The following is an 11,908-nucleotide window of genomic DNA, read 5'->3' on the forward strand; positions in this document are numbered from 1 at the left end:
CCGTAAAAAACCATGGCCCGTAGCAGCAAAGAAGAAGCCCTTGTTACCCGAGATTTGATCCTGGATGCGGCTGAGCGTGTGTTTCAGATCCGGGGTGTTTCACGGACCTCGCTTCAGGAGGTTGCCCAGGAAGCTGGCCTGACGCGGGGCGCTATTTACTGGCACTTCAAGAACAAGGCCGATGTATTTGACGCGATGATGCTGCGCGTCACCGCGCCGATGGTGGCCAGCCTCAACAACCAGCCTGAAGCGGAGTCCGGAAATCCGCTTGACCATCTGCGTCAGAACGTCGCAACCGCGTTTCGGTTAATCGTGCATGACGCGCAGGTGCGCCGAGTGTTTGAGATTGCGTCGCACAAAGTGGAGTATGTGGATGATCTTCTGTCGGGGCGTGACCGGCATATCTCTGAGCGCGCCGGTTGCCTGTCTGACCTGGAGCGCCTGTTGGCGCTGGCCGCTGTGCAAGGGCGACTCCGTAGCGGCACGTCGACGCTCGTCGCATCTGTGGGTTTGCATGCACTAATCGATGGCTTGATGCACAACTGGCTTCTGGACCCACAAGCCTTCGATCTGGAGGTGCTTGGTGCCCAAACGCTGGATACTTATCTGGCCGGGCTGGCCGTAACCGATCTCTCATTGCTATCGATACGATAGCTGCTTGCGCACTATTGGCGGGGGCTGGAGAGCTATTTCTTTCGCATTCTGGTTGAAGAAACGTCAGGGAAGGACAAGAGACAACCCGCTAAAGCTGCGAGAAACGGGATTGAGTCGTGCCAGAGTGATGGCCTTGAAACATCGTTGTGACATCGACCAGAACCCTGCGCGCAAAAGACTCTTCGCGACAGGAGCAAATCGCTTGCATAAGGTCTATGCGCAGGTACCACAAGGCAGAAATGTCACTGGCAAAATTGATCCTGAGATGAAGCTCGAAATGACCAGCATCGCAGTTTCTATCCAGCGCGAGCAGCATGGCATTGCGGATCGTCTCGATAACCACTTCGGGCGTTTTAGATACATCGCGGCCAATGAAGGCCCAAAAACTGTTACGTAAACGCATTCCACCAACGACTTGTAAATTTATGCATCGGTTTGATTTACCGTATGTCGGAGCCGATTATCCGGAGGATGTATTTAGGTTTCGTGACAGGACAGCAGGCTTCACCCCCATGTAGGGGTCACTTGAGCTCCGCCCCCAATAGTGAGGCGTGTACCTTTAGCGCACCGATTTTTTCCTTGTTTTCGCTCTGGGTTTTGATGTGTTTCTTCACGTCCTTGGAGAAGGCTGACGTTGAAATATTCTCAATTTCAGCCAGCCTTTTGATGCCCCGAGGCAACGGTTCAAAATCGGTCTCAGGCATACGTTGCCAGGTTTCAATGGCCAGTCGTCGACACAATTCGTACCGGCGTTCCTGCCGCTGCAACGCAGTTTCATCTGGAGCGTTGTGAGCCGCCGATGCTGAACTGGTGTCAAAATCCCCGCGACTGCAGAGCAGTCCAGTGTGAATTCTTAGTGGGATGCGGGGAGCACCGTCAGTGACGCCCAATGAAGACGCGCGAACCGTCCAGCCAAAACTGCCCAGATTTGGCGATCCAAAGTCTGGCGACTCATGGCCGGTATGGACAACTTGTGCAGAGAGTTTCGTAACCGTGTTTGTCATGGATGGCGGGCCAGCATGGTGAGCAAGTGGTATTCCAAAACGTATTAATATGGGAAATATTCCCATAAATGTCATGCATCTTGTCGATTGCGTCAAGCGCCCGTGTAAAAAAAGGTAAAAATACCCAAAAAATCAGGGATTGTTTGTACGATCGCTCTGCGCTTTTGAGAACCGAGACCCCTGCAAAGCAATGTCCCCCCCCCCACTTACCTTAGATTCAGACTTACCGCCTTCGGCTGGATTGCCAGAGCCTTCCTTGGCGGCGGCGGCCATTGCGCAGGTTTTGCAGCCCATGGCACGATTGATGATTGACCACGGTTTGCAATTGCCCGCGATGGTTGAGTTGCTCAAGCGTGCGTTGGTTGATGAAGCGGCTGCGACCTATGCGCTGGCTGACAAAGGCAGCTCAGACAGTCGCATTGCCGTTTTGACTGGCGTGCACCGCAAGGATGTGAAGCGTCTGCGAGACGAACCCAGAGCGCCGGAAAGCGACATGCCCATGGTTTCTGTGGCGGCGTCTGTCGTGGCCCGGTGGATTAGCGAGCCGCGCTTTTTGAAGGCCGATCAAACGGCTCGCCTGCTGGCACGAACCCCGCGGCGCAGTATCCCGGGTGAGCCTGACTTCACGACACTGGTCGCCGAAGTAAGCCGCGACGTGAGTGCCCGCGCAGTTTTGGACGAGCTCGAACGTCTAGGGGTGGTTGAACTCCGCGACGATGGGTTCGTCGCTCTGAAATCCAATGCTTTCGTCCCCCAGAAAGGCCTCGGTGAGTCCTTTCGCCTGCTGGCTGGAAATGTCAGCGACCACTTGGCGGCTGCCGCGCACAACCTGGCGCCGGACCGGCGGAGTCCGCCCATGCTGGAGCAAAGCGCCTTTTCGCAGGATCTGTCCGCCGAGCAAGCCGGGCAGTTGCAGCAAGTGGCCCGCCGTTTGTGGTCAGGTGCCTTACAGCAGTTTTTACAAACTGCAACCGTGGCAGAGCAGCGCAGCCAGGCGGTTGATCAGCCCAAATTTCGGGTTCGATTCGGTGTCTATTTCTTTGAAACTCCACAACTGGAGCAGGTTGGGCCGGTCGATTCCTCTACCGCGGCGCGCAAAAGTATTCGGAAATCCAAATCATGAGCCAAGGTAATCATTTGAACGCCGCCATTACACGACGCAGCTGGGTCATGCTGGCAATTTCGACCCTTTCCGGTTGTGGTGGAGGCGATACCTTGGGAAGCGGAGGAGGAGGAGTTGCGGGTGCACCAGGTACCGGTGGCACCGGCATCTATGCGATGGGTTCGATATCCGGTTTTGGCAGTGTGATTCTCAATGGCATCAAGTTTGACGACATCGGTGCGACGGTGCGTCTGGACGGCGTCACCACTGGATCAGCGGACCTGCGCCTGGGCATGGTGGCCAGCGTCCAGGGCCAGCGCGGTGCGACCCTCACTTCGGGCGTAGCCAGTCAAATTGAAGTGTGGTCCATTGCGCAGGGCTTGGTGACACAGGTGCAGGCAGGGTCCTTCAACGTGGCGGGCATGGTGTTGCAAACCAATAGTTCGACCGTGTTTGACGGGGTCAGTTCTGCTGCAGGTCTGTCAACCGGCCTTCGCGTGGCTGTCTGGGGACTGCAAGCGGGGGCGGACGCCCGCAGCTGGACTGTCACCCGTGTGGCCGTCGTGTCTGCTGTGCCAACCGTCAGCACGGGTCTGGTGGTGATCACGAACTTGCAACCCACCCTCAACGGGTTAGTCCTCACCGGCGGTTTGGCTTCCGGTCTTGTCCAGGGGCAGTTGGTCCGGGCACTGGGAACCCTTTATTCAGGCAGTGGTTCCCTGCATATTGACCGGGTTGATTTGGCAGGTCTACCCGGTGGTGTTGCACGCCAAGGCGAACTGGAGATCGAGGGTTTCGTGACCGCCGTTCTGCCAACCAAACGTTTCATGCTCGGGAACCTGGAGGTCGACGCATCCAGCGCAGTATTCAGTTCGCCCGCAATACCGATGAAGGTCGGCTTGCGCGTCGAGGTGAAGGGCAGTTGGCAGGGCGCAATCATCAAAGCCACCACCGTGGAAAATGAGTCCCAACAAACGGTCAACGCAACAGAAATAGAAGCCAAAATTGAGCAGTTCACCAGCTTGGCCAATTTCGTGATGCGCGGACAGGTCTGTGATGCGACCAACGCGGTTATCAGCAATGGACGGGCATCAGACCTCAAGGTCGGCTCCCAGATCAAAGTGACAGGCACCATCAGCGGTAGCGTCCTGATGGTCAACCTTCTTCAAATCGATATGTAAGGGCAAGGCGTCAGATTCACTTTCGCTGCATGGCACTGCCCAAATAAACAACATGAAAAACTTCGGTGTTGCCAAAGTTAACGGCCCACGGCAATGTCCACATTGAAGAGATGTACATGCTTGCACTCGGCATTGCAAACGGAGTGAACCAGCTATCCGGGTTGATCACGACTTCACGCACGGGAGTCATCGGAATATCTGTGGGTAAATCCTGCCTGGAGACGGACTCAGGGTAGACCAGATAGTCGCCCGCCTTATGCTTATGGAGGCTGGGGTCAAATGGAAGCATCCCCACCTGGGTTGCGTACCATTGCCAACCCCAATGCCCCGCAAACCAGACCGTGGCATCTGGCGGCAATGATTGGCGTATTTCGACCGCTTGAGTCCGGTAAATGTCTGCGTACCAACGATCGGCCATAGCGATGCTGGTGGCAAACAGCGAGGACACGGCGACAACACCTACAAGCCATCGTTTTGATGCTCCGGATGTCAGCCAGCGCGACGCAAGCAGCAGCAGCGGAGGCAATGCAAGCAAGACATGGCGCGTGGCCATGAATGGCGCCAATGCCACGATGAAGGTGAATGCCCCCAATGCCCAAACCGCCAGTAGTGCTAGTCCGGGATCGACTGTTGTATGGGTCGCCCGCGCGCGCGAACGTTCCTTGAGCAGTCTGCCAGCCGAAGCCGCAACCAGCACGATCCCACCAACAAGAAAGAACAGCTTCGTCAAACGGTAAACCGTCGTCTCGCTGAACGCGACATTCGCTGTGGTTGCCGCAGCACCCATAGCGACGATTGCGGTGAGAGCAATAAGACTAATTTTCAGCGGCTTCAACCGAATACTGGACTGAATATGACCTACAGCGACCAGGCCTATTCCCGCTGGGGCAATAGCGCCCAAAGCAAGCAGCCAGCCATAGGCCTGGGTTGCGAACCAATGCGCTGATGCGTTCGTAGCGGTTCCGCCTGGCTTGCGTTGCGCGATATGGATCCCACCGTAGTCCCAATAGTTGAAGATGGACCACGCCAGCACGGTCGCCAGTGGTACCAGCAGCACTGCGGCATCACGCAACCGTTGCCTGCGGAAAACCTCGAGAAAGAGCACCAAGAGGAGTACCAGGCTGGTGTACTTGGTCAACAGCGCGGCTGAGCACCAGATAGATGCATTCAACAGATTGGAAGCACTTTTCTGCGTGCCGCACAACGCAACAAAGAAACCCAGCCACAGCGCCAGCAAGGGAATCTCCACCATCGAGTTTTGATTGACAACGAAAGCGGGGCTGAAGGCCAGCAGTGCGGTCGGTACAAGGGGCCAGCGAGGAACGAAGCGCACAGACAACCGGTACATGCCAACCAGCGCCAGCAGACAGAAAATTGACTGGAGCGCGTGCATCGCCCTTTCTGACCAGCCAAAGACTGAACCCCATCCGGCCATTGCGTAAAAGTAGAGATGCGGCTGGTTCGTAACGTAGATAGGTTCTGGCACATTGCCCCAGAACAATTCTCCACTCATAGGGTGCAAGGGGTTGTGGGCAATCCATTGCGCGATCACCAGATGGCCGGCGTCATCAATGTGAAATGCCTTGTCGAAATTCAAGGCGGTGCAAAACAGCCACAATGCGATCAGGACAGCGCCGTCACGCCAGTTGGCGTATGTGCGGCGCATTTGACCGGAGTGTGTGCTGATTGGCATGGAGTGCCTCTAGTATGCTATGAAATCAATAGCTTCCTGGGCAATATCGGCGTGGGCTGGCGGTCATTTTCATTCATATCGCCGGGCTCAAGATGCCGCGCACATCGTAATCGCCACACCCCCCAGAACCGCATTGCCTGACAGCGGATCGCGCAGTTGATCGTTGAGCAGCGCATTGAGGTTGGCGCCCGGGCGCTCTGCGGCCAGATGCAGTTGTGCGCCGGGCAGGTTGTGACCCCAGCCGTGTGGCAGGCTGACCACGCCGGGCATCATCTCGCTACTTATTTGCACTTGGGCCTGCACGCTGAGTGCGCCATTGGCAATGCGGGCTTGTGCGCCATCCTGCAAGCCCAGGCGCGTTGCGTCAGCGGGGTGAACCAGTGCCGTGCAGCGGAAGGGGCCTTTGGCCAATATGGGCAGGTTGTGCATCCAGCTGTTGTTGGTGCGCACATCGCGCCGCCCGATGATGACCAGATCCGGAGCAGGGCGCGAGAGGTCGGCCAGGGGCCGCGCCAGGTCGGCTAGAAGGCTGGGCGGAGCCAGCTCAATTTTTCCGCTGGGGGTGCGCAGCATCTCGGGGACGCGGGGTTGCAACTCGCCCAGGTCGATACCGCCGGTGGCGTTGGACGCCATGACTTTTGCCAGCGTCAGACCCTCGGGCCGGGTGCCAAAGCCGTCGCCATAGGGGCCGGTGCGCAAAGCGACCTCCAGTCCACGCTGCGGGCCTTTGTAGGCAGCGGTGGCGGCTATGACTGCATCGGCGTGTGCCCCAAACAGGCGTTGGGCATCTTCGGCAAACTGCGCGTCATCCAGCGCGTTGGCATCTGCCTGCGCGCCCTTGCCTTGCGCAATGGCCGCGAGCTTGAGCAGGGTTTGCCATTCTTCGGGTTCGCCCACTGCGCGCGGCAGTACGGGTGGGCTGTAGCGCGCGTGGTTGCGCCATGAAAGCTGCGGGAAGGCGACGTCGTAGTGTATGTCTTCCAGCGGAGAGACACCCGGCAGGATCACGTCGGCATGGCGCGTGGTCTCGTTCAGGTAGATGTCCATGCTGACCATGAAATCCAGCGTGTCCAGTGCCTTTGCCAGCCGGGGGCCGTTGGGGCTGGAGAGCACCGGGTTGGTTGCCACGGTGACGAGCGCGCGAATCTGGCCCTCGCCAGGGGTCTCGATTTCTTCTGCCAGGCAGGTCATGGGCAATTCGCCGTATACCTCTGGCGCACCACTGACCCGTGCGTGGTGTCGACCAGTGGCTACGCCTTTGCCAATACCCGGCTTGCCCGCGGTGTTGGACGCAAATGCAGCCGACTTGGCGAACATCGCACCGCCGGGCACGTCCAGATGGCCGGTGAGCACATTGAGCACATCCACCAGCCAGCTGGCCAGGGTGCCGTACTCTTGCGTGCAAGTGCCGATTCGGGCATACACGGCAGCGCGCGGCGTGCTTGCCAGTGTGCGGGCCAGGCTGCGAATGGTGTCGGCCGTCATGCCGCAGCGGGAGGCCACCGCCTCGGGCGTGAAGGGGAGCACCGCCTGCTGCACTTCACTCACGCCGTTGACCCACGGGGCTACCGTACCCAGTGTGGCAAGCCCCTCTGCAAACAGGGTGTGCACCATGGCGGCCAGCAAAAACACATCGGCACCCGGACGTATGAAGTGGTGTGCGTCGGCCATCGCTGCGGTCTCGGTGCGCCGCGGATCAATCACGATCAGTTTGCCGCCGCGGGCCTGCATGGCTTTGGCCTTGCCCTTGAAGTCGGGCACGGTCCACATGCTGCCGTTGCTGGCCAGCGGGTTGGCACCCAGCACCAGCAGCAGGTCGGTGCGAGCAATGTCGGGCAGTGCCACCGATATCCAGTGGCCAAACATCAGGCCGCTGGCGAGCTGCTTGGGCATCTGGTCCAGGGTGGAGGCAGAGAACACATTTTTCGTACCCAGCGCGCGCGCCAGCTTGCCGAAGTAGGTCAGCAGGCCGATCTTGTGGGCCGAAGGGTTGCCCACCACCACGGCTGTGGCGTTGCGCCCGTGCGCGGCCATCAGCGGCGGCAGGCGGCGTTCGATCTCGGCAAACGCTTCACCCCAGGTTGCTTGTTCAAACACCCCGTTGCGCTTGATGAGCGGCGTGCGCAGGCGGTCGGGGTCTTCGTGCAGGTCTTTCAGCGCCACGCCCTTGGGGCAGATATAGCCCGCGCTGAACACATCGGCGTCATGCCCGCGGATGCTGATGACTTTGCCGCTGGCAACTTTGATCTCCAAACCGCAGCAGGCTTCACACAGGGGGCAAATGCGGTGGTGGGTTGTCTCAGACATGGAATTCTCGCAGGGTAGTTGAACGCAATGCGGGATTTGACACGCCAGCCCAAAGGCTGTCGAGAACGCAGGTGACAACACCGCCATGGGATTGCCAACCCCGCACCAGACTATTTGGTCAGCAATACGGGCACGTGCGCCTGGTGGAGGACCCGTTGTGCCACAGATCCCAGCAACATGTTGCCCATGGAACCCATGCCACGCGTGCCCATGGCAATCTGGTCCACCAGCCGCTCCGTGGCGATGCGCACGATCTCGTGGGCAATGACGCCATGGGCCCGGGCGGGTTCGCCCAGCTTGAGCCCTTGTGCTTTTGCCAGCGCCGTGGCCTTGTCCAGTATGGTGTCCTGCTGCCTATTTTGGTCTTCTTCGATTTTCTGGATGGTGGCTGCTGTGTACCCACCGTAAAGAAGCGGCTCGGGGCTGATGCAGCACAACGTTGCTTCAAGATCCAAGGACGAGCGGGCCATTTTTGCAACCGCTTCGATCGCCCGTTCAGCGTGGTCAGACCCGTCCACTGCAATCAGAATTTTCAACATAGTGAACTCTTCTTTCTATTAACGGGAACAACCGCGATACCCAACAGGAATGAACAGGGACGGCGCAACGTCAGCCGGGCGGCGCCATGGCTTCTTTCACCCGTTGCCTCAGTTCCTCTCCCTGGTATTTGGTCAAGTCAGCCGCAACGGTGCGGTACAACATTTTGTGTGCAGCCTGGGTCAGCAAGGGGCGGAGTTCCCCCAGCATCTGGCTGCTTGCAATCAGCACCAGCCTGTCGCAGCGCTGATCAGACACGCCCTTGTTGACGTAGTCCGCCAGTTGCCGCGCAAAGCTGTGACGCTCCTTTTCAGGTTCACTGGTTTTTGGCTCGAACTGCGTGCCGCTGTGCGCGGTACGGCCGTGGCCTTTTCCGGCATCCCCGCTGATATCACCCGCAGGAGTTTCGCTGGCCATGCTGGAATGGGGGTAGATGAAATCAGCCAACTCATCCAGTGCGTAGCTTTCTGCATTGCGCTGAAGGAAGCGCGCATGCCGGTTGTTAGATACAAGAATCCATGTGTTGGGCATGGTGGCTCTCCAGTTAGGGTTTTCTCAAAGATGGAGCTCGAAGGTAGACGCGCGTTGGCCGATGGCCTCAGACACCGCCTGATCCACGTCATCCAGAAAGATGAATTCAAGCTGCTGCAGCGCTGATGGCGGCAACTCGTCCAGATCCTTTCGGTTGCGCGCGGGCAAAAGAATGCGTTTGATTCCGGCTGCGGCCGCAGCAAGAACTTTTTCCTTGATGCCCCCAACTGGCAGCACCAGACCGCGCAAACTGATTTCACCGGTCATGGCGGCATCCACCCGAACAGGCCGGTCCATGAAGAGCGAGGCCAACGCGATGAACATGGCCACTCCCGCGCTGGGACCATCCTTGGGAATGGCGCCCGCAGGTACGTGCACATGCACATCGGTTTTCTCGAATACGACCGTGTTCAGTCCGAGCGTCTGCGACCGTGATTTAACCAAGGTCAGCGCCGCCTGGGCGGACTCCTTCATCACGTCGCCCAACTGGCCCGTCAAGATGAGCCGACCGGTGCCTGCCGTGCGGCTGGCTTCAATGAACAGAATGTCGCCACCCACCGGTGTCCACGCCAGCCCGGTGGCAACACCCGGCATTCCGGCACGCAAAGCCACTTCATCTTCAAATTTGGGGGAACCGAGCATCTCCGCCAAATCGTGCGCATCCACGCGCACGTTTTGTGCTTCACCTTCTGCGATGCGCATGGCAGCCCGGCGGCATGCAGCGCCAATCTGGCGCTCCAGCCCCCGCACGCCCGCCTCGCGGGTGTAATCGCGAATGATGCCGGCCAGGGCTGCATCGGTAAATTCCAGTTGCTCCGTCTTCAGGCCGCACGCATCCAGCTGGCGCGCCACCAGGTATTTCCGGGCAATCGCCAGTTTTTCTTCGCGCGTGTAGCCTGAGAGTTGCAGCACCTCCATGCGATCACGCAAAGGCCCCGGCACCGGGTCCAGCACATTGGCGGTGGCGATGAAAAGCACCTGCGACAGGTCGTAGGGCACGGCCAGATAGTTGTCCCGGAAGGTGTTGTTTTGCTCCGGGTCCAAAACCTCCAGCAAGGCGGCAGACGGGTCACCGTGCGCACCCGCTCCGAGCTTGTCGATCTCGTCGAGCATCATCACGCAGCCTCGTGTGCCGGCCTTCTTGAGCGCTTGAAGGATGTTGCCGGGCAAAGCCCCCACGTAGGTGCGTCGATGCCCGCGGATTTCGGCCTCGTCATGCACGCCTCCCAGCGACACGCGGACAAACTTGCGGCCCAGCGCTTTGGCGATCGACTGTCCCAGCGACGTTTTTCCGACTCCGGGAGGGCCCACCAGACAGAGAATGGGACCCTGTCCACCGGGCTTGAGCTTGCGCACCGCCAGAAATTCGAGAATGCGTTTCTTGACCTTGTCCAGACCAAAGTGATCGGCATCCAGCACCTGGCGCGCCTGCGCCACGTCAATGGTATCGGGCTCGGGTGCTTTCCAGGGTATTTCAACCAGCCAGTCGAGGTAGGTACGCACCATCGAATATTCTGCTGACGCGTCCGACATGCGCTCCAGCCGTTTGAGCTCTTTGGTCGCCTGCGCGGCGACGTCGTCGGGCATGCCTGCATCAGCGATTTGCTGACGCAGTTCTTCGATCTCGGCGGCGTTGTCACCCGCACCTTCCCCCAACTCGCTTTGAATGGCTTTCAATTGCTCGCGCAACAGGAACTCACGCTCCCTGCGCCCCACACTGGCCTTGGTGCGCTTGTCAATATCACGCGAGATCTGCATCACCTCGATGCGGTGCGCCAGCACGTCCAACAGTCGGTCCATCCGCCGTTGCAGGTCAACCTCTTCCAGAAGGGTCTGCTTCTCTGCCGGTTTGATGTCCACATATCCGGCCACCAGATCGGCCAGCGTGCCGGGTGCGTCAATGTTTTGCACCGCGTGCACCATTTCCTGCGGCACCTGGGGCAGCAGTTGCAGAACCTCGACCGCACGTTCCTTCAATTGAAGGAAGCGCGCTTCGATCTCGGTGTTGCCAGTCACTGAAGGTTCATCAATCCGCTCAACCGTGGCGACGATGAACGGAAAACCATCCAGGTAGCCCAAGACGCGAAAACGTTGCTGGCCCTGGCAAATGATGTGGTGTTCGCCGTCGGGGGTGGTTACGTACCGCAGGATGGCGGCCATCGTGCCCATGGTTGTCAAGTCCGCTGGCGCGGGCGCGTCGGCATGCGGGTCGCTTTGCAGCAGGATGCCAATGGGCAGTTCGCTTTTTACCGCCTGCTGTGCTGCAGCGATGGAGCTTTTTCGGCCAATGGCAATCGGAGCCACCATGCCAGGAAACAAAACCATGTTGCGCACGGGCACGATGATCAGGGCGTCAGACGGAATCGGCTTCGCGTCATCTGCGGCTACAGACGGTCCGGACCCGCCGGGCGCGATCGCCTCCGAGTTAGGGGCATCGCCGTCAAGCAATTCATGGGGTTGGTTCATGCGAGTCTGTCGATCGTTAGTTTCAAACAGCCGTGGTTCAGCTGCATGTCGGCAAGTTGATAGCGGCCCGCGGGCATCCTGATTTGCCGCTCGAACCGGCCGTAGGGTATTTCCAGTCGAAGAATTTCGCCTACTGCAAACCCGGCGCCAACGGGCCGATCACCACTCACGCGGATGAAATCATCTTCCAGTGAGACCTGAACGCGCTCTGGCACGACGCCAGGCAGTGCGATCAGCACAAGGAGCCCATGCGCGTTCTCATACATGTCCACCGGCGGCTCCCAGCAGGCAACGGCAGCGGCCTGGTCAGCACGGTGAAGTTGGCGCCGCAGGCGATCAGCACGACTGAGCAACTCCACTGCATCGGCCAGCATCCACACCATGGGGTCTTGACGTCTCATGCCGTGCTTCTCCGGTTGCGAAAAAAACGCCG

At 59.1% G+C, this 11,908-nt stretch carries 11 protein-coding genes; 3 read left to right on the forward strand and 8 right to left on the reverse strand.

Features of this window, described 5'->3' with window-relative positions; genetic code table 11:
* The first annotated feature begins 12 nt into the window (after positions 1 to 12).
* Positions 13 to 654 carry a TetR family transcriptional regulator gene (locus tag AC097W_RS02945; protein ID WP_479600820.1) on the forward strand — a complete coding sequence of 214 codons (642 nt, stop codon included), beginning with the start codon at positions 13 to 15 and terminating at the stop codon, positions 652 to 654.
* 88 nt (positions 655 to 742) lie between these two features.
* Here the strand turns inward: AC097W_RS02945 and AC097W_RS02950 are convergent, their stop codons facing one another.
* Entirely contained in the window at positions 743 to 1,057 is a 315-nt protein-coding gene (locus tag AC097W_RS02950) for a hypothetical protein (RefSeq protein WP_479600821.1), read from the reverse strand.
* Positions 1,058 to 1,175: 118 nt separating this feature from the next.
* The gene (locus AC097W_RS02955; protein WP_479600822.1) at positions 1,176 to 1,658 is read right to left on the reverse strand and encodes a hypothetical protein; all 483 of its coding nucleotides are present in this window, start codon (positions 1,656 to 1,658) and stop codon (positions 1,176 to 1,178) included.
* A 241-nt stretch (positions 1,659 to 1,899) separates the two neighbouring features.
* Here AC097W_RS02955 and AC097W_RS02960 point away from each other — a divergent pair, with 241 nt between their 5' ends.
* Positions 1,900 to 2,781, forward strand: coding sequence for a DUF6502 family protein (locus tag AC097W_RS02960; RefSeq protein ID WP_479600823.1), 882 nt, complete (start codon positions 1,900 to 1,902; stop codon positions 2,779 to 2,781).
* Positions 2,778 to 3,941, forward strand: a complete 1,164-nt coding sequence (locus tag AC097W_RS02965) for a DUF5666 domain-containing protein (RefSeq protein ID WP_479600824.1) — start codon at positions 2,778 to 2,780, stop codon at positions 3,939 to 3,941. The genes AC097W_RS02960 and AC097W_RS02965 overlap by 4 nt, the downstream gene beginning before the upstream one ends.
* 16 nt (positions 3,942 to 3,957) lie before the next feature.
* Here the strand turns inward: AC097W_RS02965 and AC097W_RS02970 are convergent, their stop codons facing one another.
* The 6 genes from AC097W_RS02970 to AC097W_RS02995 form a co-directional block, all read right to left on the reverse strand.
* Complete coding sequence (locus AC097W_RS02970; RefSeq protein ID WP_479600825.1) at positions 3,958 to 5,538, reverse strand: hypothetical protein; 1,581 nt, start codon at positions 5,536 to 5,538, stop codon at positions 3,958 to 3,960.
* Positions 5,539 to 5,721: 183 nt separating this feature from the next.
* Positions 5,722 to 7,941 (reverse strand): molybdopterin-dependent oxidoreductase, encoded by a 2,220-nt coding sequence (locus AC097W_RS02975; protein ID WP_479600826.1) that lies wholly within the window; start codon positions 7,939 to 7,941, stop codon positions 5,722 to 5,724.
* Between the two features lie 110 nt (positions 7,942 to 8,051).
* Complete coding sequence (locus tag AC097W_RS02980; protein ID WP_479600827.1) at positions 8,052 to 8,480, reverse strand: universal stress protein; 429 nt, start codon at positions 8,478 to 8,480, stop codon at positions 8,052 to 8,054.
* A gap of 70 nt (positions 8,481 to 8,550) precedes the next feature.
* A complete protein-coding gene (locus AC097W_RS02985) occupies positions 8,551 to 9,009 on the reverse strand; it encodes a host attachment protein (RefSeq protein WP_479600828.1) in 459 nt (152 codons plus the stop codon).
* 24 nt (positions 9,010 to 9,033) lie between these two features.
* Complete coding sequence (lon, locus tag AC097W_RS02990) at positions 9,034 to 11,475, reverse strand: endopeptidase La (RefSeq protein WP_479600829.1); 2,442 nt, start codon at positions 11,473 to 11,475, stop codon at positions 9,034 to 9,036.
* Positions 11,472 to 11,876 (reverse strand): Hsp20/alpha crystallin family protein, encoded by a 405-nt coding sequence (locus AC097W_RS02995; protein WP_479600830.1) that lies wholly within the window; start codon positions 11,874 to 11,876, stop codon positions 11,472 to 11,474. The genes lon and AC097W_RS02995 overlap by 4 nt, the downstream gene beginning before the upstream one ends.
* Between the last annotated feature and the right edge of the window lie 32 nt (positions 11,877 to 11,908).

It is taken from the genome of Rhodoferax sp. GT1R46 (assembly GCF_056521285.1).

What these genes read in the sequence shown, in the direction of transcription:
- AC097W_RS02945 (WP_479600820.1), top strand. Translation starts at nt 13, where the DNA reads ATGGCCCGTAGCAGCAAAGAAGAAGCCCTTGTTACCCGAGATTTGATC.
- AC097W_RS02950 (WP_479600821.1), bottom strand. Translation starts at nt 1,057, where the DNA reads ATGCGTTTACGTAACAGTTTTTGGGCCTTCATTGGCCGCGATGTATCT.
- AC097W_RS02955 (WP_479600822.1), bottom strand. Translation starts at nt 1,658, where the DNA reads ATGACAAACACGGTTACGAAACTCTCTGCACAAGTTGTCCATACCGGC.
- AC097W_RS02965 (WP_479600824.1), top strand. Translation starts at nt 2,778, where the DNA reads ATGAGCCAAGGTAATCATTTGAACGCCGCCATTACACGACGCAGCTGG.
- AC097W_RS02975 (WP_479600826.1), bottom strand. Translation starts at nt 7,941, where the DNA reads ATGTCTGAGACAACCCACCACCGCATTTGCCCCCTGTGTGAAGCCTGC.
- AC097W_RS02980 (WP_479600827.1), bottom strand. Translation starts at nt 8,480, where the DNA reads ATGTTGAAAATTCTGATTGCAGTGGACGGGTCTGACCACGCTGAACGG.
- AC097W_RS02985 (WP_479600828.1), bottom strand. Translation starts at nt 9,009, where the DNA reads ATGCCCAACACATGGATTCTTGTATCTAACAACCGGCATGCGCGCTTC.
- lon (WP_479600829.1), bottom strand. Translation starts at nt 11,475, where the DNA reads ATGAACCAACCCCATGAATTGCTTGACGGCGATGCCCCTAACTCGGAG.
- AC097W_RS02995 (WP_479600830.1), bottom strand. Translation starts at nt 11,876, where the DNA reads ATGAGACGTCAAGACCCCATGGTGTGGATGCTGGCCGATGCAGTGGAG.